At 62.6% G+C, this 23,785-nt stretch carries 15 protein-coding genes; 12 read left to right on the forward strand and 3 right to left on the reverse strand.

Translation table 11 applies throughout. From position 1 onward, the window contains the following. The first annotated feature begins 137 nt into the window (after positions 1–137). Together MTR72_RS21130 and MTR72_RS21135 are read left to right on the forward strand one after the other, a co-directional pair. The gene (locus MTR72_RS21130; protein ID WP_280964937.1) at positions 138–710 is read left to right on the forward strand and encodes a hypothetical protein; all 573 of its coding nucleotides are present in this window, start codon (positions 138–140) and stop codon (positions 708–710) included. 1,288 nt (positions 711–1,998) lie between these two features. Further along, on the forward strand, positions 1,999–2,601 hold the full coding sequence (locus tag MTR72_RS21135) for a LabA-like NYN domain-containing protein (RefSeq protein ID WP_280964938.1): 603 nt from the start codon (positions 1,999–2,001) through the stop codon (positions 2,599–2,601). Between the two features lie 445 nt (positions 2,602–3,046). On the opposite strand, the gene MTR72_RS21140 is transcribed toward MTR72_RS21135, so the two are convergent. Further along, a complete protein-coding gene (locus tag MTR72_RS21140; RefSeq protein WP_445819611.1) occupies positions 3,047–3,517 on the reverse strand; it encodes a DoxX family protein in 471 nt (156 codons plus the stop codon). A 69-nt stretch (positions 3,518–3,586) separates the two neighbouring features. Between MTR72_RS21140 and MTR72_RS21145 the strand changes: the two genes are divergently transcribed. From MTR72_RS21145 to MTR72_RS21185, 9 genes are all read left to right on the forward strand, one after another. Further along, complete coding sequence (locus MTR72_RS21145; RefSeq protein WP_280964940.1) at positions 3,587–4,357, forward strand: hypothetical protein; 771 nt, start codon at positions 3,587–3,589, stop codon at positions 4,355–4,357. Between the two features lie 260 nt (positions 4,358–4,617). Beyond that, positions 4,618–6,252: a thiamine pyrophosphate-requiring protein gene (locus tag MTR72_RS21150; RefSeq protein ID WP_280964941.1), complete on the forward strand. Its 1,635-nt coding sequence runs from the start codon at positions 4,618–4,620 to the stop codon at positions 6,250–6,252. 85 nt (positions 6,253–6,337) lie between these two features. Then, positions 6,338–8,851, forward strand: coding sequence for a GAF domain-containing sensor histidine kinase (locus MTR72_RS21155; protein ID WP_341510887.1), 2,514 nt, complete (start codon positions 6,338–6,340; stop codon positions 8,849–8,851). Between the two features lie 171 nt (positions 8,852–9,022). Then, positions 9,023–12,634, forward strand: coding sequence for a GAF domain-containing protein (locus MTR72_RS21160; RefSeq protein ID WP_280964943.1), 3,612 nt, complete (start codon positions 9,023–9,025; stop codon positions 12,632–12,634). Positions 12,635–12,675: 41 nt separating this feature from the next. Further along, positions 12,676–14,394, forward strand: a complete 1,719-nt coding sequence (locus MTR72_RS21165) for an alpha/beta hydrolase (protein ID WP_280964944.1) — start codon at positions 12,676–12,678, stop codon at positions 14,392–14,394. A 204-nt stretch (positions 14,395–14,598) separates the two neighbouring features. Continuing rightward, positions 14,599–15,939, forward strand: coding sequence for an extracellular solute-binding protein (locus MTR72_RS21170; protein ID WP_280964945.1), 1,341 nt, complete (start codon positions 14,599–14,601; stop codon positions 15,937–15,939). Positions 15,940–16,049: 110 nt separating this feature from the next. Further along, the gene (locus MTR72_RS21175) at positions 16,050–17,075 is read left to right on the forward strand and encodes an ABC transporter ATP-binding protein (protein WP_341510888.1); all 1,026 of its coding nucleotides are present in this window, start codon (positions 16,050–16,052) and stop codon (positions 17,073–17,075) included. Between the two features lie 26 nt (positions 17,076–17,101). Further along, the gene (locus tag MTR72_RS21180; RefSeq protein ID WP_280964947.1) at positions 17,102–18,031 is read left to right on the forward strand and encodes a carbohydrate ABC transporter permease; all 930 of its coding nucleotides are present in this window, start codon (positions 17,102–17,104) and stop codon (positions 18,029–18,031) included. Position 18,032: 1 nt separating this feature from the next. Next, positions 18,033–18,878, forward strand: a complete 846-nt coding sequence (locus MTR72_RS21185; RefSeq protein ID WP_341510889.1) for a carbohydrate ABC transporter permease — start codon at positions 18,033–18,035, stop codon at positions 18,876–18,878. 30 nt (positions 18,879–18,908) lie between these two features. On the opposite strand, the gene MTR72_RS21190 is transcribed toward MTR72_RS21185, so the two are convergent. Together MTR72_RS21190 and MTR72_RS21195 are read right to left on the reverse strand one after the other, a co-directional pair. Continuing rightward, positions 18,909–20,492, reverse strand: a complete 1,584-nt coding sequence (locus MTR72_RS21190) for an MDR family MFS transporter (RefSeq protein WP_341510890.1) — start codon at positions 20,490–20,492, stop codon at positions 18,909–18,911. A gap of 182 nt (positions 20,493–20,674) precedes the next feature. After that, positions 20,675–21,190, reverse strand: a complete 516-nt coding sequence (locus tag MTR72_RS21195) for a YcgN family cysteine cluster protein (protein ID WP_280964950.1) — start codon at positions 21,188–21,190, stop codon at positions 20,675–20,677. A gap of 295 nt (positions 21,191–21,485) precedes the next feature. Between MTR72_RS21195 and MTR72_RS21200 the strand changes: the two genes are divergently transcribed. Then, positions 21,486–23,783, forward strand: a complete 2,298-nt coding sequence (locus MTR72_RS21200; protein ID WP_280964951.1) for a transglycosylase domain-containing protein — start codon at positions 21,486–21,488, stop codon at positions 23,781–23,783. Positions 23,784–23,785: the final 2 nt, after the last annotated feature.

Here is a 23,785-nt window from a genome sequence, read left to right on the forward strand (position 1 = left end):
ATCAACCTGTATTTTGGGTGCAGCCGGATAGATGACCGCAGCAAGTCATTGAACTGGGTGCAAGCCGCTGACGACTAAAACTATGGGCTCAGCGGTTTTGAGCTGCGGCCGCGTTGTCGCGTCTGCAGGAGATTGTCATGTTTTTGGACCCAACCGACATAAAGAAGTTTCCCAAGGCAACGAAATTCATACAGGGCATCGACAGCGCCCTAAGCGCACAGCCGAAAATACGGAAGGCATTTTTCGAAGCTTGCATGGCCGATGATCAATTCCAGCCTGCCTCGGTAGCCGAGAACATTGCCAAGAAGGCGCTGAGGTTTGCATCCCCACCACGCGTAGACGTTCACGAGGGGCTGATAAAACCACCGGTGCAAGGCGAGATCGTCGACGCGTGCGGGTTTACGGATACGTTCGGCGTTGCCTTCGGCCGGAAGTCGATCGTTGTTATTACGTCCTTTTGGTTTGATGCATTCGAGGACGGCTTTGACGTTGATCCGACCCGCGCCGGAAATCGGCTGATGAGAACGCTGCTACACGAGCTTGTCCATTGGGTCCGCAACGAGGCCAAGGCGTCCGACGAAATTCTGATCGGTGGATATAAAGGACAGTACAAGGAAGCCGGTCACGTTTTCGAGGAATGGGCCTACGGCACCGCGAATATCTGCACCGAAAACGAAATATGGGCCGCAATCCTTTCGAGGCGGAAGTAAGGGTTTCAGCCGTTCGGGTGCATCCGGACAATCCGATCGGCGACCATAAGAATGAGGGCGGCGAGATCTGCTCTCGGGCGTGGCCAACGCCGGCGCCCGAAGCTGCCCCGGACATGCACCACAGTTCAGGCTGTCAGAGCCGAACCATGCATTGGTCATCGCCGGACGTCAGGGCTCAAGATCCTGAATTTTCCGCTCGCGTACCCGTGAGCAGATTTCGTCAACCGCGCGGAACGAAACAATCGACCTTTGGATCGAAGCCGCTTTCCAGCGACCACGAAGTCACGGCGAAGCATCGCCGAGCTAGCATGGATGCTGTTCTGGTTTGGAGAGGCAACAATGCGGTCGCATCAGACTTTCGTCGCTCCAGTCATCATCCTTTGTTATTCGCTGCTGAGCATCGCCACTCTGGTGATGGTCGGAGCGTGGTAATGTCGGTTAAACGTCCATGCGCGAAGAATTTACATCAATGGCTTTTCTGGCCGTGACCATCGCCGGTGTCGCCCTACTCGGATCGGGTCTGCTTGCACTGGTTTTTGTGGGATAGGCCGCGCGGCGGCTCAGAGCCGCGCATTGAGAGAGTCGATTTCTTTCCAGGCGGGCTGCTGACCGCCGCGCGAAGACTCGGGTGCCGACAGCATCGCATTGTCTCTGACGCGCATGGTTCGTGCCGATTCGGCGCCATCTAGTCCATTCGAGCTAGCCCGCAAAACCCGCCAGGCGCCATGGTGGCGGCCGCCGCGGCCTGCGGCAGCCATCCGCCAGCCCTAAGCCGTACGGTCAACCGGGCCCGCTGTCCGACGACGGGTCAGCTCCGCAGCGTGCACCGCAGAGGACCGCGAGCGCTCGCGATGCGTGGCATGGAGAAGGAGGAGGAACAGGGCGCTCCCTGCCCTGTAGCGTGCAGCGGCACGAGTTGTCTCTCGACCACACATCAACAACTTTCCGGCCTCGTCGCACACGGTCCAGCGCCACGTGCGGCTTCGGCGTCTTATCCCGGTCTCGAACAATCGGAATTCGCTGGTCATGGCGGCTTCCTATGTTTCTGCTTGAGGCAAGGAGACCCACAATAAGCAAAAAGCGTGACAAAGCTGATATAAAGGATGTAACGTCGCGTTCGGAATATTGTGGCCGCAAGGGTGTTGTTAGTAACTTATGCGGCCAAAAAATTCATTTTAGACTTTCCGCGGGAGTCACCTTCTACTTCCGCTTGAGCGAGTTTGCGGCCGATCCCCGCAATTCGCTGTATAGTTGACCAACTCACGATACTCGCGGCAGGTTAGAAATAATGTCGCCTACGTTAGACAGGATCGCGCTTTTTATCGACGGGCCCAATCTCTATGCGACGGCCAAAACGCTGGGCTTCGATATCGACTACAAGCGCCTGCTGAAGGAATTTCAGAGCCGCGGAATGCTGCTGCGGGCTTTCTATTACACCGCGCTCATCGAGGACCAGGAATACTCCTCAATCCGCCCCCTGATCGACTGGCTGGACTACAATGGCTACACCGTCGTCACCAAGGCGACGAAGGAATTCATCGATGCCTCCGGCCGCCGCAAGGTCAAGGGCAACATGGACATCGAGCTCGCGGTCGACGCGATGGAGATCGCTGAGCACATCGATCAGATGGTGCTGTTTTCCGGTGACGGCGATTTTCGCTCGCTGGTCGAGGCCGTGCAGCGTCGCGGCGTGAGGGTGACCGTAGTCTCCACTATCACCAGCCAGCCTCCGATGATCGCGGACGAATTGCGCCGCCAGGCCGACGTCTTCACCGATCTGATCGAGCTCCAGCCGAATGTCGGCCGCGATCCGTCCGGGCGTCCAGTGCTGCGCGAGCGCGAACCACTCCAGCGTGGTCCTGCAAGTCCGAAGGGAAATGATGCGCGGTAACGAGGTCCGCATTATTCCGAAACTCCGGCATTTCCCGAGTGTTTCGGTGCACTGCCACTTTTAGGAAGACTTGTCGCATCGGCGCCGTTCAGTAACACTGCTCCTATTTCACTATTTCATAGAAATTTTTAGGAGGGCATGATGCCCAGGATATTGGAAGTCATGTTGTGGTGTGCCGCGCTCGCTACGTGGCTTATGTTTTTCTTCGCAATCATAGGCGAGTGCTTGAAGCCGCTCTCAAAGAGCATCCGTCGGTTCGTTCAGGGAACTCTCAGAGCCAAAGTGAAGTGACGCAGCGGTGATTCCACGCGCGAGTTGATAGCCGCTACACCAATACTCTGAGGTTCAGCAGGGCGAGCAGCCACGATCATGATGGACGAGCCGAGCCAGGCCCCGGCCGCCCGTGCGGAGGGATATGCTCGCGAAAGGGAATGGGCCGAAGCCGCTATCTTCCGAACTTCCGGTCGAGGGAGAATCGGCCTCCACCGGTTACAAAGATCAGCATCGCGCCTCCCATGATCGAGATATTCTTCAAAAAATTATTGTACTGCCCAATCTGCTGCGAACCGGGCGGATAATCCCAGTAGCGATGGGCGATGGCGGTAGCCGCCAACACAAACAGAAAAACCAAAACCGCGGAGTAGCGCGTACCAACCCCCAATATCAAACCAGCCGATATCAGGACCTCCAGCGCCACGGTCGTCGCGGTGAACAGCTCAGGCGCTGGCAGGTTCAGCGATCTGAAATAGCCCACGGAGCCAGCGAAATTGGTCATTGCTCCGTACGCACTCCCGACGAACACCCATGCAAGCAGGATGCGGCCGATCAGAATCAGGAGGTCGGCGCTCCTACTGGCGAACGCGTCTGCCCGAGAGATTAGCGAGCGAGGATCGAATTGCACTGGCCATTGCCCCATAGCTTTTGTTGTCCGTGGGCGCACGACACTTAACCATCGACAGTAAAGCTAACATAACCAGCGAATGACATGAAGGCAGTTACCGGGTCCTTGATGCGCTGCAAACTTGCAAAGGGCGGCAGCGACACCTTCACTGGCAGGAGCGGCTCCGCCAACACTTTCTTCGGCGATGCGGGCGGCACCATGTCCGGCCATGCTCAGGGCGGCGATGACGAGGCGGTCTTCGCAGGCAATGCTCCGTTCAACGTCAGGGTCCCTAATTTTGCGTATGGCGATGCCCTTACGATGACTGGCAACGCCGTGGGCGGCAACGATCGCCTGACCGGCGGCGCCGCCACCGGCGATGTTCTCAACCAGTTCTACGGCGACGCGAAATCCATGTCCGATTCTGCGCACGGAGGTAACGATACGCTTACTGGCGGCAACGCCACCGGCCCGGGCACGGTGACCAACATTCTTTTCGGCGACGCCGAGTCCTTGTCCGGCTCAGCCAAAGGCGGCGACGATATCCTGTACGCAGGGACCGCGGCCGCTGGCTCCACGGTCACGAACGACATGTGGGGCGACGGGCAATTGAGCGGCGGCGCTCAGGGTGGCGCGGATCTATTCGTGTTCAAGGACTCGGGTTCGATGACAGTTGGGACCCACAACACCATCGAAGACTTCAGCCAGGCCCAACAGGACAAAATTGAGTTTGCCGGTGTGACGGGCGTGCAGTCGTTCGCGAACCTTGTCGTCGCCCAAAGTGGGACTGACACCGTCATCACCGCGGGAGCAGATCAAATCACTCTCCACAACTTCAGCAGCGCGCTAACAGCGAATGACTTTTTGTTCGCCTGAAAGCAGATAGCGCGGCTCGCTCGGGTTGCACTGGCACTGTGTCCGCATGACAGCGTCGGGCGAATGTCCGTTCATGTACAAAAAGCGGTCCGGAACCGTTAAGCGCTTGGCTAACATCACGCCGACACCGGCTGCACGCTCGCGCCGCATAGCTGACCTACCGCAGCCCTCCCGCGGCCGAGCTTTACGCTTCTGGAAAATCCTGATCCTCTGTCTTCCAAATCGGCCGGGCCAACCGGCCTGCTCAGGGGAGAGACGCCATGAAGCTCGGCACTGCGATCGCGGAAATCATGAAGCGCGAGGGGATCGAGATCCTCTGCGGTTATCCGGTCAACCACCTGATCGAGCACGCGGCGAAAGCCGAGATCCGACCCGTGATGGTGCGCCAGGAGCGCGTCGGGATCCACATGGCGGACGCCATCTCCCGCATCACTTCGGGACGCAGCATCGGCGCGTTCTGCATGCAGCACGGCCCCGGCGCGGAGAACGCCATGGGCGGGGTTGCGCAATGCTTCGGCGAGTCCGTGCCTGTGCTGGTGCTGCCCATGGGCTATCAGCGGCGACTGTCGCATGTCGAACCCAACTTCAACTCCAGCGAGGTGATGAAGGCATTTGCCAAGTCCTCCGAGCCGATCATCCTGGCAGCCGAGGTCGCCAACATCTTCCGCCGCGCCTTCACCAAGCTGAAGAACGGCCGTGGCGGTCCTGTCATCGTCGAGATCCCCTCGGACATGTGGAATGAGGACGTGCCGGAGCCCCTCAACTACGCCCCGGTGCTGCGCACCCGCTACGGCGCCGATCCCGTGCATGTGAGGGAAGCCGCAAGCCTCCTCGTCAATGCGAAGCGGCCGGTGATCTATGCCGGCCAGGGCGTGCACTACGCGCAGGCCTGGCCGCAACTGAAGCGGCTCGCCGAACGGCTGGCTATTCCGGTCACAACGAGCCTCGGCGGCAAGTCGTCGTTCCCGGAGACCCATCCGCTGTCGCTCGGCTCCGGCGGTCTCGCGGTGCCGCGCTCTGTGCCGAAATTCTTGGGGGAAGCCGACGTCATCTTCGGCATCGGCTGCTCCTTCACCGAAACCAGCTTCGGCATCGCGATGCCGAAGGGCAAGACCATCATCCATTCCACGCTTGACCCGAACCATCTCAACAAGGATGTCGAAGCCAAAATCGGCCTCGTCGGCGACGCCGGCCTCGTGCTCGATGCGCTGCTGGAGGAGATCGGCAAGACCGTCACATCGGATCGCGATGCCTCAGCGGTCGCGGCCGAGATCGCGGCCTCGCACAAGGAGTGGCTCGCAAAGTGGATGCCGAAGCTCACCAGCAATGACGCGCCGCTCAATCCCTATCGCGTGCTCTGGGACCTCCAGCACACCGTCGACATCCACAACACCATCATCACACACGATGCCGGCAGCCCGCGCGACCAGCTCTCGCCGTTCTGGAAGGCCGTCGAGCCCCTCTCCTATCTCGGCTGGGGCAAGACGACGCAGCTCGGCTACGGCCTCGGGCTTGCGATGGGCGCCAAGCTCGCAAAGCCCGACAAGCTCTGTATCAACGTCTGGGGCGATGCCGCGATCGGCTTCACGGGGATGGATTTCGAGACCGCGGTGCGCGAGCGCATTCCGATCATGTCGATCCTGCTCAACAATTTCTCGATGGCGATCGAGCTGAAGGTGATGCCGGTCTCGACCGAAAAATACCGCTCGACCGACATTTCCGGGGACTATGCCGCGATGGCGCGCGCCTTCGGCGGCCATGGCGAGCGGGTGACTAAGCCGGAGGACATCGTGCCCGCGATCAGGCGCGGCATCCAAAAGACGCGGGAGGGCGTCCCGGTGCTGCTGGAGTTCATCACCAGCAAGGAGACCGAGGTGTCGCGGCCGGGCACCTGAAACCTCTACTTGAGTCTTGGCCAAGCGGGCTTTTGGCGCTAAAGGCGCGGCCGTGGGACTGGCTCCCGGCCGCACCGGACGATCAATGACCGCGCTTTCCGAGGATATGGCTGCCGCGCTGAAGCGCAGGATCGACGAGCTCGAGCAGCAACTCAACTCCGGCGCGGCCGAGAAAGCGCGGCTGGCCGACGAGAAGCGGCAAGCCCTCGAACGGCTGGCCGCAACGGCCGACGTCCTGAAAGTCATCGCAGCCTCCCCGTCCGATGCACGGCCGGTGTTCGAGGCGATCGCCACCAGCTCCAAGCGTCTGCTCGGCGGCTTCTCGGCCACCGTGCTTCAGTTCATCGGCGACGAGCTCCATCTGGTGGCCTACACGCCCACGAGCCCCGAAGCCGACCGGGGATTGAAGGCCTCGTTTCCGCGGCGGATCGCGGACTTTCCGACCTTTGAACTGGTGCGCGGCGGCAAGACGATCCAGTTTCCCGACAGCGAGGCCGACGACGTCCCGCAGCTCAACAGGGAGCTGGCGCGGCTGCGCGGCTTCCGCAGCGTCCTGTTCGCGCCGCTGATGAACCGGGGAACGCCGGTCGGCATGATCAGCGTCACGCGCGCCGCGCCCGGCGCCTTCGCCGCCGAGCACGTGCAGTTGCTTCAGACGTTCGCCGACCAGGCCGTGATCGCGATCGAGAACGCGCGGCTCTTCAACGAGACGCGGGAGGCGCTGGAGCGCCAGACCGCGACCGCCGACATCCTGAAGGTGATGGCGGCCTCACCGGCCGACGTGCACCCGGTGTTCCAGGCCATCGCGTCCAACGCCAACCGGCTGATCGGCGGCTTTTCCACCGCTGTGCTTCGCTATATCGACGGCGCCGCACATCTGGCGGCCTTCACGCCGACCGACCCGGCCGGCGATCGCGTGCTGCAGGCATCGTTCCCGGTGCCATTCGCGCAATTCCCGCCATATCAGCTCGTGGCGAATGGCACGGCAGCGCAACTGCCCGACACCGAGGTCGAGCCAGCGGCGCGGGACATCGCGCGCGCCCGCGGCTTTCGCAGCATGCTGTTCGCTCCGCTGATGAGCGAGGGGCAGGCCATCGGCGTCATCATCGCGACGCGCAAGGCCACCGGCCCATTCAGCGAGCACCATGTCAGGTTGCTCCAGACCTTCGCCGACCAGGCGGCGATCGCAGTCAAGAATGTCGGCCTGTTCAACGCGACCAGGGAGGCGCTGGAACGGCAAACCGCAACCGCCGACATCCTCAAGGTGATTGCCGCCTCGCCGGCGGATGTCACGCCAGTGTTCCAGGCCATCTCCGACAGCGCCAAGGCGCTGATCGGGGGACATTCCTCCACCGTCACACGCGTCATCGACGGCATGCTGCATCTGGAGGCCTTCACCACCGACAATGAAGCCGGCAATGAGGATCTGCTCCGCTCATTCCCGACACCGTTGTCGGCGTCCGGCATCCACAGCCGGGTGGCGACGAGCGGACAATTCGCGTTCCGCACCGATATGCAGACCGAACCCGACCTCACCGAGGCAATGAGGGCGCTTGCGCGAGCCAGAGGCTATCGCAGCATCCTGGTGGTCCCGATGCTGCGCGATGGCACTGCGATCGGCACCATCGGCGTCACGCGACCGGAGGCCGGTCATTTCCCGGACAAAGCGATCAGCTTGCTCAAGACCTTCGCAGACCAAGCGGTGATCGCCATCGAGAACACGCGGCTGTTCAACGAGGTTCAGGCCCGCACCAGCGACTTAGCGAAGTCGCTCGACGATCTGCGCGCCGCGCAGGACCGCCTGATCCAGACTGAAAAACTCGCATCGCTAGGTCAGCTCACCGCCGGCATCGCACACGAGATCAAGAACCCGCTCAACTTCATCAACAATTTCGCCGCGCTCTCTGTCGAGCTCGCCGACGAGGTGAACGAGGTGCTCGCAGCCGTCACGACGCTCACGGGCGACGTCCGTGCCGATATCGACGAGCTGACCGCTCTCTTGAAGGACAACCTGCAAAAGGTGGTGCAGCACGGCAAGCGCGCCGATTCCATCGTCAAGAACATGCTGCTGCATTCGCGTGAGGGCGGCGGCGAGCACGGCCCGGCCGACATCAACGCGCTGGTCGAGGAGAGCCTCAATCTCGCCTATCACGGCGCGCGCGCCGAGAAGCCGCAGTTCGACGTCACGCTCAAGCGCGATCTCGATCCCGAGGCCGGAACGGCCGAGGTGTTTCCGCAGGAAATCACCCGCGTGCTGCTGAACCTGATCTCGAACGGCTTCTATGCGGTGCTCAAACGCGGCAGCCACGTCGGCGGAGATTTCGAGCCCACGCTGAGCGCCGCAACCCGCGACCGCGGCAGCCATGTCGAGATCCGCATCCGCGACAACGGCATGGGCATCCCGCCGGAGGTGAAGGAGAAGATGTTCAATCCCTTCTTCACGACGAAGCCGGCCGGCGAAGGCACCGGCCTCGGCCTCTCCATCAGCCACGACATCGTCGTCAAGCAGCACGGCGGCACGCTCGATATCGAGACCAAGCCCGGCGAGTTCACCGAGTTCAGAATCCTGCTGCCGCGCAAGAGCAATTTTCCGGACTGAGGCAAGGATTCGCCCTGACAGCGAGATACCGCTCCGCCGATATCTCCGGCGCCAAAATCGCCAAAAGCACCCTAGCCCCTTCGCGCCCGGGATGGAATAATCGACCTCAGAACAGGCCGTTAAGGATTGGGCCGAGCCGCCGAATTGTCCGGTGACATGGATTTCCCAAGAATGACTGCGCTTCCCCAGGACGTTGAAGCCGATCTCAGGCGCAGAATTCTGGAGCTTGAGCGGCGGCTGGAAACGAGCACCGCGGAGCGCGGCGCGGCGGTCGAGCGGCAGACCGCGACATCAGACATCTTGAAGGTGATCGCCAGCTCTCCCTCCGATGTGCAGCCGGTGTTTGATGCAATCGTCACCAGCGCCAAGCGGCTGCTTGGAAGCTTTTCGAGCACCGTCTTCAGCGTCATTGACGGCATGGCCCACCTGAAGGCGTACACACCGACGACCCCCGAGGCAGATGAAATCCTGAAGTCGACCTTCCCGCGGGCAGTTGCCGATTTCGTGCCGTTTCAGATGACGCAGGCCGGAGAGGTTATGCAAATCCCCGATACGGACGCCGAAGCGAACGCGATCGGGGACATTGCGCGGGCACGCGGCTACCGAAGCATGCTTTTCGTACCGCTGATGAACAAGGGCGTGCCGATCGGGCAGATCAGCGTCACCCGCGTTCAGCCCGGCAGGTTCGCCGACCATGACATCCAGTTGTTGCAGACCTTCGCCGACCAGGCCGTGATTGCGATCGAGAACGTGCGCCTGTTCGACGAGGTGCAGCAGCGCACCAACGATTTAGGCGAATCTCTGCGGCAGCAGACGGCGATCGGGGACGTGCTGAAAACCATCAGCCGCTCGACATTCGAGCTGCAGCCGGTGCTCGATACGCTAGTGGCGACCGCAGCGCGGCTGTGCGAGGCCGAGATGGCGTTCATCATGCGGCGCGAGGGCGATGTGTACCGCGCCGGCGCAGCGGTCGGCTACACCACGGCATATATCGAGTTCCTCAAGAACCATCCGATCACGGCCGATCGAGGCACCATCACTGGACGCGCCGTGCTCGACCGGCGCACCGTGCAGATCCTCGACGTCGCAACTGATCCCGAATATACCTTGAACGAGTCGGTCACCCTCGCCAGCCAGCACACCGCACTTTGCGTGCCGCTGCTCCGCGAGAACGAGCCGATCGGAACCATCGTGCTGGCACGCCAGCGTGTCGAGCCGTTCACGCAAAAGCAGGTCGATCTTGTCACGACGTTTGCCGACCAGGCCGTGATTGCGATCGAAAATGTGCGCCTGTTCGATCAGCTTCGGCAGCGCACCGATGATCTCACCGAAGCCCTCACCTACCAGACCGGCAGCGCCGACATCCTGAACGTTATCGCTTCCTCGCCAACCGATGTCGGGCCGGTCCTGAAGGCGATCGTCGAAAGCGCATGCGAGCTTTGCGAAGCTTATGACGCCGTTGCGATCCTGACGGACGGAAACGACCTGTCGGTCAGTGCGCATCACGGACCGATTCCGATGGGTCAGCAACAATGGACAAACGATCGCACCTCGGTTTCCGGGCGCGCTATTGCGGATCATTTGCCCATACATTTGCACGATGTTCTATCCGATGAAGGCGCGTCATTCCCGACCGCGCAGGAGATGTCGAGCCGTGACGGCTGCCGCACCATGCTGGCTATGCCGCTTTTGCGCGAGAAGGAAAGCATTGGCGCGATCGTTCTCCGCCGCAGGGAGGTGCATCCCTTCACCGACAAGCAGATCGCATTGCTCAAGACCTTCGCCGACCAGGCCGTGATTGCGATCGGCAATGTCCGCCTGTTCGAGGAAGTGCAGGCGCGGACGCGCGAGCTTACCGAAGCACTGGAGCAGCAGACCGCGACATCGGAGGTGCTGAGCGTCATCAGCCGATCGGCCGGCGATCTCGCGCCGGTGTTCGAGGCGATGCTGAGCAAGGCAATGCAGCTCTGCGGCGCCAGTTTCGGCGTGCTCAACACCTACGATGGAGCGCACTTCCACACAGCGGCCACTTACGGCCTGCCGTCCGCTTACGATGAGTTCCGGCGCCAGATGCCACTCAATTATGGTCCGGCCACCGCGCCTGCGCGCCTTTTGAAGGGGGAAGCGTTCGTCGAAATCGCCGACCTGCTCGAGTCAGAGGCCTATCGCAGCGGAGAGCCGAACCGGCGGGCGCTGGTCGATCTCGGCGGCGCGCGCTGCGTGCTCGCGGTGCCGCTGTTGAAGGACGAGCGAGTGGTCGGCAACGTTATGATCTTCCGACAGGAAAACCGGCGTTTTTCCGAGAAGCAGATCGCGCTCCTGCAGCAATTTGCTGCCCAGGCGGTCATCGCCATAGAGAACACGCGGCTGCTCAGCGAATTGCGCCAGCGCACCGAGGATTTGACCGAGGCGCTGCAGCAGCAAACCGCGACCGCAGACGTGCTCAAGGTGATCAGCCGCTCGGCCTTCGACCTGCAGTCCGTGCTCGATACGCTGGTCGAATCGGCGGCACGGCTATGCGAAGCGGATATGGCGGCAATTACCCGCAAGACCGGCAATGTCTATTTCCGGGCGGGTTCCTACGGCTTCCCGGCCGAATTCGCCGAATATGCAAGGGATCTCCCGGTCCGGCCGGACAAGCGCACCATCACGGGCCGGACCTTGCTCGGTGACAAGGTGGTCCATGTCACCGACGTGCTCGAAGATCCTGACTACTTCTTTGAAGGCCAGGAACTGAGCGGCAATCCGCGTAGCTTTCTTGGTGTACCGTTGCTGCGCGAAGGCAGCCCGGTCGGCGCCATTGTCCTCGCGCGTCGAGCAGTCCGGCCGTTCAGCGAAAAGCAGATCGAACTCGTTACAAGCTTCGCCGACCAAGCCGTCATCGCGATCGAGAATGTACGCCTCTTCGACGAAGTGCAGGCGCGCACCAAAGAACTTGCCGCCTCGCTCGATGACCTCCGCACCGCGCAGGACCGCCTGATCCAGACGGAAAAGCTCGCTTCCCTCGGCCAGCTCACCGCCGGCATCGCACACGAGATCAAGAACCCGCTCAACTTCGTCAATAATTTTGCCGAGCTGTCATCGGAATTAACGGACGAGCTCAACGATGTTCTGAAGTCGGCCAGTCTCACCGGCAAGCTCCGCGACGAAGTCGATGATTTGACGGCCATTTTGAAGGATAACCTGCAGAAGGTGGTGCAGCACGGCAAGCGCGCCGATTCCATCGTCAAGAACATGCTGCTGCATTCGCGTGAGGGCAGCGGCGAGCACGGACTGGCCGACGTCAACACGCTGGTCGAGGAGAGCCTGAATCTCGCCTATCACGGCGCACGCGCTGAGAAGCCGCAGTTCGACGTCACGCTCAAGCGCGATCTCGATCCCGAGGCCGGGACGGCCGAGATATTTCCGCAGGAAATCACCCGCGTGCTGCTGAACCTGATCTCGAACGGCTTCTATGCGGTGCTCAAGCGCGGCAGCCAGGCCGGCGGAGATTTCGAGCCCACGCTGAGCGCCGCAACCCGCGACCGCGGCAGCCATGTCGAGATCCGCATCCGCGACAACGGCACGGGCATCCCGGCGGAGGTGAAGGAGAAGATGTTCAATCCGTTCTTCACGACGAAGCCGGCTGGCGAAGGCACCGGTCTCGGCCTCTCCATCAGCCACGACATCGTCGTCAAGCAGCACGGCGGCACGCTCGATGTCGAGACCAAGCCCGGCGAGTTCACCGAGTTCAGAATCCTGTTGCCGCGCAAGAGCAATTTTTCGGACGAGAACAGAGGATAGCCGTATCGTAGGTTCTACGGGATTAGGAAAATCGTCGCTCGATGGGTGCTTTCAAGAATCTGGCGTGGCTCATTCGGTGGCAATTGCTCTCGCTGTCCGGCGTCGGCCTCATGCTGGGCGCCCTTTTCTTCGCGGCCGCGCTGACGCCGACGCTGATTCCGCGAAGCTATCTCACCCAAGGCGTCCTCGCCGGCGCCTGCTTTGCGATCGGCTACCTCGCCGGCACACTCTGGCGTTGGATGTGGCACTATCTCGAGTTGCCCGAACCTTCGGCGCGCGCAAGGTCGATCGCCAATGCACTGGTCGCGGCCGGCTGCCTGCTCGTCGTCATCATCTATCTGTGGCGGGCCGCGGAATGGCAGAACTCGATCCGCGCAGTCATGAAGATGGCGCCGGTCGATACCGCACATCCGCTCAAGGTCTGCCTCATCGCGCTGCTCACATTCGTCGCGCTTCTGGCGCTGGGGCGGCTGTTCGCGCTTGTCGCCCGCGTCCTCGCCGCGCGCACAACGCGCGTCATTCCGCAAAGAATCGCTAACGTCATCGGCGTGCTCGTTGCCGGCCTCTTGTTCTGGTCGATCGCCAACAATCTCCTGATCCGCACGGCGTTTCGCGCGCTCGATTCGTCCTTCCGCGAATTCGACGCACTTCTCGAGCCCGAGCGGCCGCAACCGACGGCGCCTGGGAAGACGGGAAGCGCTGCGTCGCTGGTGAAGTGGAAGCAGCTCGGACGTGCGGGGCGCGAGTTCGTTGCCTCAGGTCCGACCGCAGCGGAGATCAGCGCCCTCACGGGGAAACCCGCGAAGGACCCCGTACGTGTTTATGTCGGTCTCGGCGGCGGTAACACGGCTAAGGCGCGCGCCAGGCTTGCGCTCGACGAGCTCAAACGCCAGCACGGATTTGAACGCGCGGTCCTGATCGTCATCACGCCAACCGGCACCGGCTGGATCGACCCCGCCGCGATGAATTCGGTCGAATATCTCCACCATGGCGACGTTGCAAGCGTTGCGGTGCAGTACTCCTATCTCAACAGCCCGCTGTCTCTGCTATTCCAGCCCGAATACGGCGCGGAAGCCGCGCGCGCCCTATTCTCCGAAATCTACGGCTACTGGACGACGCTGCCGAGGGACAAGCGGCCAAAACTTTACCTGCATGGGCTCAGCCTCGGCGCCATGAACTCGGAAAAATCCGCGGAGCTGTTCGAAACGATAGGCGATCCGATAGCCGGCGCGCTGTGGAGCGGGCCGCCGTTCGAGAGCCGCATCTGGCGCTCGGTTACAGCGAACCGCAATCAGGGCTCGCCGGCCTGGCTGCCGGAGTTTCGTGATGGCCGCTTCGTGCGCTTCATGAATCAGAACGGGCCGACGGTCCCGGCGGATGCGCCCTGGGGCGCGCTGCGCGTCGTCTATCTGCAATATGCCAGTGACCCGATCGTGTTGTTCGCCTACCGCGACGCCTACCAGGTCCCGGCCTGGATGGCAGCGCCGCGCGGGCCCGACGTGTCACCGGAGCTGCGCTGGTATCCCGTCGTCACGATGCTGCAACTCGCGCTCGACATGGCGGTCGCAACCAACACGCCGATGGGCTTTGGCCATGTCTACGCGCCCGAGCATTACGTCGATGCCTGGGTCGCGGTGACCGACGTCCAGGACTGGTCTGCCGACGCGCTGGCGCGGCTCAAAGATCACCTTGCCGCGGAGGCGCGGAAGGCAAACGAAGGCAGCGCGAACGACAACCCCTATGCCGGCCGCGGGGGATAGGACCGGTTGGTGACAAGCGGATTGCGTTCGATCCGTTTAAGGAGCTGCGGATGGGTCATATCTATTGACCGGCTTTCGTCGAGATATCGCAGGCCATATCGCCGCACTATGTTAGCCAAAAAGAACAATCCAGGGGAGCGAGGCTGATCTCTCATAGGAATCGGCCTGATCTAACCGGAAAACCAAACGGAGGAGGATTCGCAGATGAACACGCCCAGTCGTGTCACGCGACGCCGGCTCCTGAAGGACACGGGGCTCGCCCTTCTCGCAGCCGGTTCAGCACCGGTACTTTCGACACCATTCATCTCCCGCGCCATGGCCGACACAAAAACGCTGTCCATCGTGCAGTGGAGTCACTTCGTGCCGGCCTATGATAAATGGTTCGACAATTTCGCCAGGGATTGGGGAACCCAGAACCACATCGAAGTCACAGTCGACCATATCCCCGTTGCAGACGTTGCCGCACGCGCTGCCGCCGAGGCATCGGCCGGATCCGGCCACGATCTGTTCGGGTGGAACGGAGCCGGCGGCGCGCACCTCTACCGCAAGTTCCTCGTCGATGTGACGGACCTCGTCGAGTCGGTGGAGAAGAAATACGGCAAGATCACCGTCATCGGACGGCAGATCGGCTACAACCAGGACGACAAGACGTGGTCCGCATTCCCCGACTACTACATCAATTTCCCGGTGATGTACCGCAAGAGCCTGTGGGACGGGATCGGGGTGGTGCCCGACACGTGGGACAATGTGCGGATCGGCGGCGCGAAGCTGAAACAGAAGGGCAACCCGGTCGGGATTTCGCTCGGCCACAGCAACGACCCCAATACGACCTGGCGCGGCCTGCTCTGGAGCTATGGCGGCGCATTCCAGGACGAGAGCGGAAAGCATGTGGTGCTCGACAGCAAGGAGACGGTCGAGGCGGTCAAATTCGTCGCGGCCCTCTACAAGGAAGCGATGACGGCGGAAGTGCTCTCATGGAGTGACGCCAGCAACAATCAGTACATCGACTCCGGCGTCAGCTCGCTGATCATCAACCCGATCTCCGCCTATCGGACGGCACAGCAGCTCAACAAGAAAGTTGCTGACGACATCTTCGTGATGAAGCCGCCCAAAGGCCCCGTTCGTCAGATCATGGGCGGTGCCGCCGAGTTCTATGGCATCTGGAAGTTCGCCAAGAACAAGGAGACGGCGCTCGAGTTCCTGAAATACTACGCCGACAACTGGATCGAAGCCTTCAAGGCCAGCTCGGGTTACAACAACCCCACCTTCGCCAACATCGTCCCAAAACCGATGCCGCTGTTGTCCGACGATCCGACGTCGACACCACGTGACAAGCTGTCTGTGCTGCAGACCTCCGACGAATGGTCCGCCGTGCCCGGCTATCCCGGACCGGCATGGCCAGCCACTGACGAGATCTACAACAACTTCATCGTCTGCGACATGATGGCGAAAGCTGCGACCGGAGCAATGACTGCCGAACAGGCTGTCAAATGGGCCGCACAGCAATGCGAGGCCATCTTCGACAAGTGGCTGCACAGATCGTGAATGACGATTGCGCCTGCGAACCGCATGCACAGGCGGTTCGGAGGCGAGCCTCCAGGCGACAGCCGCACGGCACACGGCTGATCCGCATGGGCTGATTTTGGAATTCAACAATGGCCGCAGTGTCTGCAAGAAATATTTTCAAGAAGTTCGACGACGTTCTCGCGGTCAACGGCATTACGCTCACGGTGCCGGACGGCGAATTCATGGTCCTGCTCGGGCCATCCGGCTGCGGGAAGACGACTTTCCTGCGCATCGTCTGCGGCCTCGAGCGGCAGACGAGCGGCGATCTCGTGATCGGCGGCAACCTCGTCAACGACGTACCGCCCCGCGCGCGGGGCGTGGCCATGATGTTCCAGAGCTACGGGCTTTATCCGCACTACACGGTACGCAACAACATCGCCTTTCCGCTGAAGACGCAGCACGTTCGCCGCGCAGACATCGAGAGGAAGGTGAGCTGGGCGGCGAGCCTGCTCGGGATCTCGCATCTGCTTGATCGCCGGCCACGCCAGCTCTCCGGCGGCGAGCGCCAGCGTGTCGCGCTCGCGCGCGCTCTCGTGCGCGAGCCGACGGCGCTGCTCCTCGACGAGCCGTTGTCCAATTTGGACGCCAAGATGCGCGCCTCGGCGCGCCATGAAATCCGACAATTCCAGCAACGCGTCGGGATCACGACCATCTACGTGACACACGACCAGGTGGAGGCAATGGGCATGGGCGACCGCATTGCCGTGATCGACCGTGGGCAGATCCGGCAGGTGGGAACGCCGGTGGAGATCTATGAAGACCCGGCCGACCGTTTCGTCGCAACCTTTGTCGGCACGCCGCCGATGAACCTGCTGGCGCGCAACGGCGGGTATCTCGGCTTTCGGCCCGAGAACCTTCTCCCCAGGGAAATGGTCAATGGCGCCGATGCGGAGGAGTTCTCATTCCGGATCGATCGTTCCGAATATCTCGGCTCGGAGCGCATCGTCTATGGCGCGGTCGAGGGCTTCGATCCGACGCAGGTGATCGCGGCGAAGCTGCCCCCGGCACATGTCGCCGAGGAAAGCATTCGTCCTGGCGAGTGGCACCGTTTTGCCATCCGCCGCGGCGCATTGCGGTATTTCGATGCGGACGGCAAGCGGACGATGTCTCACTAGGGCGCATCACCAGAACGGGTTCTCTTATGGTCACGATCGCCGAACCAATCGCCAAGCCGGCATCGCGCTACCGCTTCATCCTGGACCGACGCGACGTGCTCGGCAGCGTCATGGTCGCGCCCGCGATCCTCTACGTGCTTCTGCTTGTCGGCCTGCCGTTCCTCCTCGCGGTCTACTACTCGGTCAGCGCCTATACGATCTACGATCCGACCTGGCGCTTCGTGGGCCTTTCGAATTTCAGGCAGATCGTCAGTAACCCGGTCTTTCAGGAAACGCTGGGCAATACCTTTCTCTTCACCTTCGGATCCCAGCTTCTCGGACTCGTGCTCGGCAAGTTCGGTGCGCTGCTGCTGATGCGACCGTTCCCTGGCCGCAAGATCGTCCGGGCCCTGATCATCCTGCCGTGGGCCGTGCCCATCGCACTCGCCACCGTTGCCTGGGAGTGGATGTTCGATTCGCTCTACAGCGTCATCAACTGGACGCTGATCGCGATCGGCGTCATCACCCGCTCCGAGGCGCCAAACTGGCTCGGCAACCCGCATTTGGCGATGCTGTGCGTGATCGTCGTGAATGCCTGGCGGTTCTTTCCATTCGCGGTCGTCATCTTCCTGGCCGGCATGACCTCGATCCCGCAAGACGTCATTGATGCCGCGACGGTTGATGGCGCCGGCTTCTGGCGGCGCAACTACCAGATCGTCCTGCCGATGATCCTGCCCATTGTCGCAGTTGGCCTCATCTTCGGCATCGTGTTCACCTTCACCGACCTTTCCATCGTGTTTCTCTTGACCAATGGCGGTCCGGTCGGCGCAACCTCCGTGCTGGGGTTCGAGGGTTTCCAGGTCGGCATCGTCTCCGGCGACGTGTCGCATGGCGCCGCCATCTCGTTGTTCATGCTGCCGGTGCTGTTCTTCGTGGTGGTCGGCATGCTGCGCTTCATCCGGCGGCGGGAGATCTGACGTGCGCCGTGCTCTCCTCAACGTCGCGGGCGAGAGCGCCTTCTACAGCGCGGTGGCGGCCTTCGTCGTTCTGACCGCCTTTCCGTTCTACTGGATGCTGATCACCTCGTTGAAGAGCAATCCCGATCTCTACAACGTCACCAACATTCCGTTCTGGTTCAACGAGACGCCGACGCTCGAGCACTTCCAATATCTGTTCGAGCAGACGCTGTTCGCGCGCTGGCTCCTCAACTCGCTGATCATCGGTCTCTGCGTCGTCGCGATCACGCTCATCGCCGCACTGCCGGCCGGCTATAGCCTGGCGCGGATGATCGGCCGGAACGGCGAGGCGCTCGGCATCGGCATTTTCCTGACCTATCTCGTTCCGCCGACCCTTCTGTTCCTGCCACTCTCGCGCATCGTCGCATCGCTTGGCTTGCAGAATTCGATGTGGTCGCTGGTGTTGGTCTACCCGACCTTCACGATCCCATTCTGCACCTGGCTATTGATGGGATTCTTCAAGGCGATGCCGGTCGAAATCGAGGAGGCGGCGATCGTCGACGGTTGCAGCCTGTTCGGCGCTTTCGTCAGGATGGTCCTCCCGCTGTCCCTGCCAGCCATTCTGACAGCGGTGATTTTCACCTTCACGCTGACCTTGCAGGAATTCGTCTATGCGCTGACGTTCATCTCCGCTTCGGCGCAGAAGCCGGTTACGCTCGGTGTCGCCACCGATCTGGTTCGCGGCGACATCTTCTTCTGGGGCGAGATCATGGCCGGCGCGCTGATTGCCAGCATCCCCGTTGCCATCGCCTATAACCTGTTCCTTGATCGCTTCATCTCCGGCATCACAGGCGGCGCCGTCAAATAGCCGGTACCCGACTTGCGGGCAGGCAACTCCCTACTCCGCCATCTCGACGGGCTGAGCGCTCGCCGGCCCTGCCAGGGGCCGCTCCTCCATCAGGATCAGGCAGAGCGCGGCGGTGGCCATCATCGCGGCCGCCGCACCGAACACGTAGCGGAACGCGACCATCATGTCGGCCGAGGGGATCGCGTTGATGGCGCCGTGATGCTCGCCGGCAAGCGGAATGTCCGCGCCCAGCGAGATCAGCAGGATGGCCGCGAAAGCCGCAACCGCGAACGAGGACATCAGCGAGCGGAAGAAATTCATCGCGCCGGTGATGGTGCCGACCTGGGCGCGGGCGACCGAATTCTGCAGCGAGACGACGCAGACCGGGAAGGTCGTGCCGAGCCCCAGCGCAAACGCGGCCATCAGGAGCAGAAGCCCCCACAGCGGCAGCGTCAAGAAGGTCAGGCCGAGGCCACAGAGCGCGGCCCAGGACGTGCCGACGACGGCGACGCGCTTGTAGTGCTTGGCGCGCGCCATGGTGCGGCCGGCGATCGCCGCGCCGCAGGTCGAGACCGCCGCGAGCGGGATCAGCGCAAGCCCCGCCTCGCTGGCGCTGAGACGGTAGACGGACTCGTAGTAGAGCGGGAGCTGGACGGTCAGGCCAGTGATCGCGCCGAGCGCACAGCCGCCGGCCGTGAGCGCGTAAGGTGCAACCGTTCCGCCAAGCAGCGGCAGCGGCAGGAATGGCTCGTCCGCCCGGCGCGCGTGCCATACGAAGGTGAATGCCAGCGCGACGGCGGCCCCGACCATCGCAAGGACGGTTGGCGAGAGCCATGGGTAACGGGTCCCGCCCCAGGTCAGCACCAGCATGAAGACGACCGCAGATGCCATCAGCAGCACGCCGCCGAGCCAGTCGACCTCGCGCTTGCGATGGAACACGGGGATCTTGTTCATCTTCGGCAGCAGCAGCGCAAGCGCCGCAGCCGCGAGCGGCAGATTGATCCAGAAGATCATCGACCAGTGCAGATGTTCGGCGAACACGCCGCCGATCACGGGGCCAAGGATGCCGCCGACCATCCAGACGCTGGAGAAATAGGCCTGGTACTGGCCGCGCTCGCGCGGTGAGACGACGTCGGAGATCACGGTCTGCACCACCGGCATGATGCCGCCGCCGCCGAGGCCCTGCAGGCCGCGGGCCAGGATGAGCATCGGCATGTTCGGCGCGATCGCGCAGAGGATCGAGCCGGCCACGAACAGGCTGAGCGAGGTGATGATCATGGCGCGGCGGCCATAGATGTCGCTCAGCGTCCCGAACACCGGTGCGACCGCGGTCGAGGCGAGCAGATAGGCCGTGATCACCCAGGACAGGTTCGAGACGTCGTGGAACTGGCGCCCGATGGTCGGCAGCGCTGTCGCCACGATGGTCTGGTCAAGCGCCGCCAGGAACATCGTCAGCATCAGGCTGATCACGATGGTCCGCACCTCATCGGTCGAGAGCGACGCCGGCGGAGCGATGGAGGGCGAGTTGCTGACGCTGATGACCTCGGACGGAAGTCGGGAGAGCTCTTCGGCGATGTCGTCAGGCAATGCCTGGGTATCGGCAGGTTGGCTGCTCTGCCGTTCGAACTTGTTCATGTCGATCGGACGTCGTGGGAAGCGGCGCAACGCCGCGAAGGATTCGTTCTATCTAAGCAATCTAAGCAGCAAATATCTTTCCTGGCAGGCGCCGCGACGCATGGGAGCATCCCGCCCCCGCGCCATCCCGAAGACGTGATCGCCTCGGCGCGGAACAGCGAGCAGTTCTTCAGATGTCGCTTTCAGTCCTTCGGACGTCGTTTGAGGCGTGCCCGTTTCGGCAGCAGCGCCGGCCATTGCACGATGTGATCCTCGAGCTCCTCGTCCGGGATGTCCTCCTCGCTGCCCTCAACCCGGCCACGGACGGAGACGCCAGCCTCGTGAACGGTGTTGGGATCGCCGGAGACCAGGGGATGCCACCAATAGAGATCACGTCCCTCGGCGACGAGCTTGTAGCCGCAGCTCGGCGGCAGCCAGTTCAGGGTGCGGACATTGGCCGGGGTCAGGCGAACGCAGTCCGGAACCTTGTCCGAGCGATTCGGATAGTCCTTGCAGGCGCATGTCCCGGCATCGAGCAGCTTGCAGCCGACATGCGTGAAGTAGATCCGCCCGGTATCCTCATCCTCGAGCTTGTTCAGGCAGCAGCGGCCGCAGCCGTCGCAAAGGCTCTCCCATTCGACCTCAGACATCTCGTCCAACGTCTTGGTTTTCCAGAAAAATCCGTCCTGGTCTGAAGGCTTTTTGCGAGCTGCGGTCATGCGCCTCAACAAGATTCGAAAGAACTACGGCCAACTCATCTAGGGCGATGGCCGACAACGCTGCAAGCACCGCCCCCTGAAAGCCCGGTAAAGAAACGGGGCCAATTGGGCCTGTTTGTTCAAAATCGCGAGCGTAGCCATTGGTTTATAGGCCTCGCTCGGCTAGAAGAAACCCTCAAGTCCCCTCGGACGCGAACCGGGCGCCTTGGCTTTGCCGCAACGCTCCCGCAAGACGTCTCGATGCCGCCCCGGCCGGGTGCTTGAACGGTTTCGAACCGAGCCTCAAGGGTTCTAGGTGCGCCAGATCATACCACCGCATTGGAAGACCAGGATCCGGAATTTCTTCCTGGATCTCGATGCGCGCATCGACTCCTCGCTGTTCTCCTCGGCCAAGGGCATCCGCGAGCTCTATGAGCGCTACTCGACCTTCATGGATCGCTTCTATGTCGGGCGGTGGAAGCGGTGGGTGTTCATCGAGCCGCTGTCGGAAGCCGCGACCCTCGGGCTCGGCGGCCTGGTGGTGCTGCTCGCGCTCGCCATCCCCGCCTTCCGCGAGACGGCGGACGAGGACTGGCTGAAGAAATCCGATCTCGCGGTGACGTTCCTCGACCGCTACGGCAACCCGATCGGCAGCCGCGGCATCAAGCACAACGACTCGATCCCGCTGGAAGACTTTCCGGATGTGCTGATCAAGGCGACGCTCGCGACCGAAGACCGCCGCTTCTACGACCATTTCGGCATCGACATCGCCGGTACCGCGCGCGCCCTCCTCACCAACGCCCAGGCCGGCGGCGTGCGCCAGGGCGGCTCCTCGATCACCCAGCAGCTCGCCAAGAACCTGTTCCTGAGCAACGAGCGTACCATCGAGCGCAAGATCAACGAGGCGTTCCTCGCGATCTGGCTGGAATGGCGCCTGACCAAAAACGAGATCCTTAAGCTGTATCTCGACCGCGCCTATATGGGCGGCGGCACCTTCGGCGTCGACGGCGCGGCGCATTTCTACTTCAACAAGTCGGCACGCGACGTGAACCTCGCGGAAGCCGCCATGCTCGCCGGCCTGTTCAAGGCCCCGACCAAATACGCCCCGCACATCAACCTGCCTGCCGCCCGCGCCCGCGCCAACGTCGTGCTCGACAACCTCGTCGATGCCGGCTTCATGACCGAGGGCCAGGTGTTCGGCGCCCGCCGCAACCCGGCCTTCGCGGTCGACCGGCGCGACGAGAACTCGCCGAACTACTATCTCGACTACGCCTTCGACGAGATGCGCAAGCTCGTCGACACTTTCCCGAAGTCGTATACCGAGCGTGTCTTCGTGGTCCGGACCGCGATCGACACCAACGTGCAGAAGGCCGCCGAAGAGGCGATCGAGAACCAACTTCGCCAGTTCGGCCGCGACTACCACGCCACGCAGGCGGCGACCGTCGTCGCCGATCTCGATGGCGGCATCCGCGCCATGGTCGGGGGCCGCGACTACGGTGCGAGCCAGTTCAACCGCGCCACCGACGCCTACCGCCAGCCCGGCTCGTCGTTCAAGCCTTACGTCTACACCACCGCGCTGCTGAACGGTTACACGCCGAACTCGGTCATCGTCGACGGCCCGGTCTGCATCGGCAACTGGTGCCCGCAGAACTATGGCCATTCCTATTCCGGCTCGGTGACGCTGACCCAGGCGATCACGCGCTCGATCAACGTGGTGCCGGTGAAGCTGTCGATCGAGATCGGCCGGAGGGAGCAGCCGAAGGCGCCGAATCCGGCCAAGATCGGCCGCGCCAAGATCGTCGAGGTGGCCCGCCGCTTCGGCATCAAGGCCCCCCTGCCCGACACGCCGTCGCTGCCGATCGGCTCCGACGAGGTCACCGTGCTCGAGCATGCGGTGGCCTACGCGACCTTCCCGAACAGGGGCAAGGCCGTCACGCCGCATGCGGTGCTGGAGGTGCGCACGGGTGCCGGCGATCTGGTCTGGCGCTGGGACCGCGACGGTCCCAAGCCGCGGCAGGCCATTCCACCGAATACCGCCGCCGACATGGCCGGCATGATGAGCCACGTCGTCAGCGAGGGTACCGCGCGCCGCGCCGCGCTCGACGGCATTCCGACCGCGGGCAAGACCGGCACCACCAACGCCTATCGCGACGCCTGGTTCGTCGGTTACACCGGCAACTTCACCTGCGCGGTCTGGTACGGCAATGACGACTACTCGCCGACCAACCGCATGACCGGCGGCTCGCTGCCGGCGCAAACCTGGCATGACATCATGGTCGCCGCCCATCAGGGCGTCGAGGTCAGGGAGATTCCCGGCATCGGCATGGGCCAGAAGCTGCCGCCGCAGCCGATGGCCGCCAACGCGCAGGCCAATGCGGCGCCGAAGGTGCTGGAGACCAAGCCCGGCCCGCCGCCGGTGCTGACCAAGCGCGGCGCCGATATCCTGGTGCACGTCGAGAAGCTGCTCGACGAGGCGGCCAAGACCGCGACCAAAACGACATCCGACGACACGACGAAGCCGGCCAAGCCCGCCTCCTCGTCGAGCGCGCTCGCCTTCCCGCAGAATTACGCGGCGGAAGAGAATGCAAGCTCGTCCGCCCCACGCAAGAACTGATC

Origin of the sequence: Bradyrhizobium sp. ISRA442, assembly GCF_038085055.1 — a bacterium.
Taxonomy (GTDB): Bacteria; Pseudomonadota; Alphaproteobacteria; order Rhizobiales; family Xanthobacteraceae; genus Bradyrhizobium.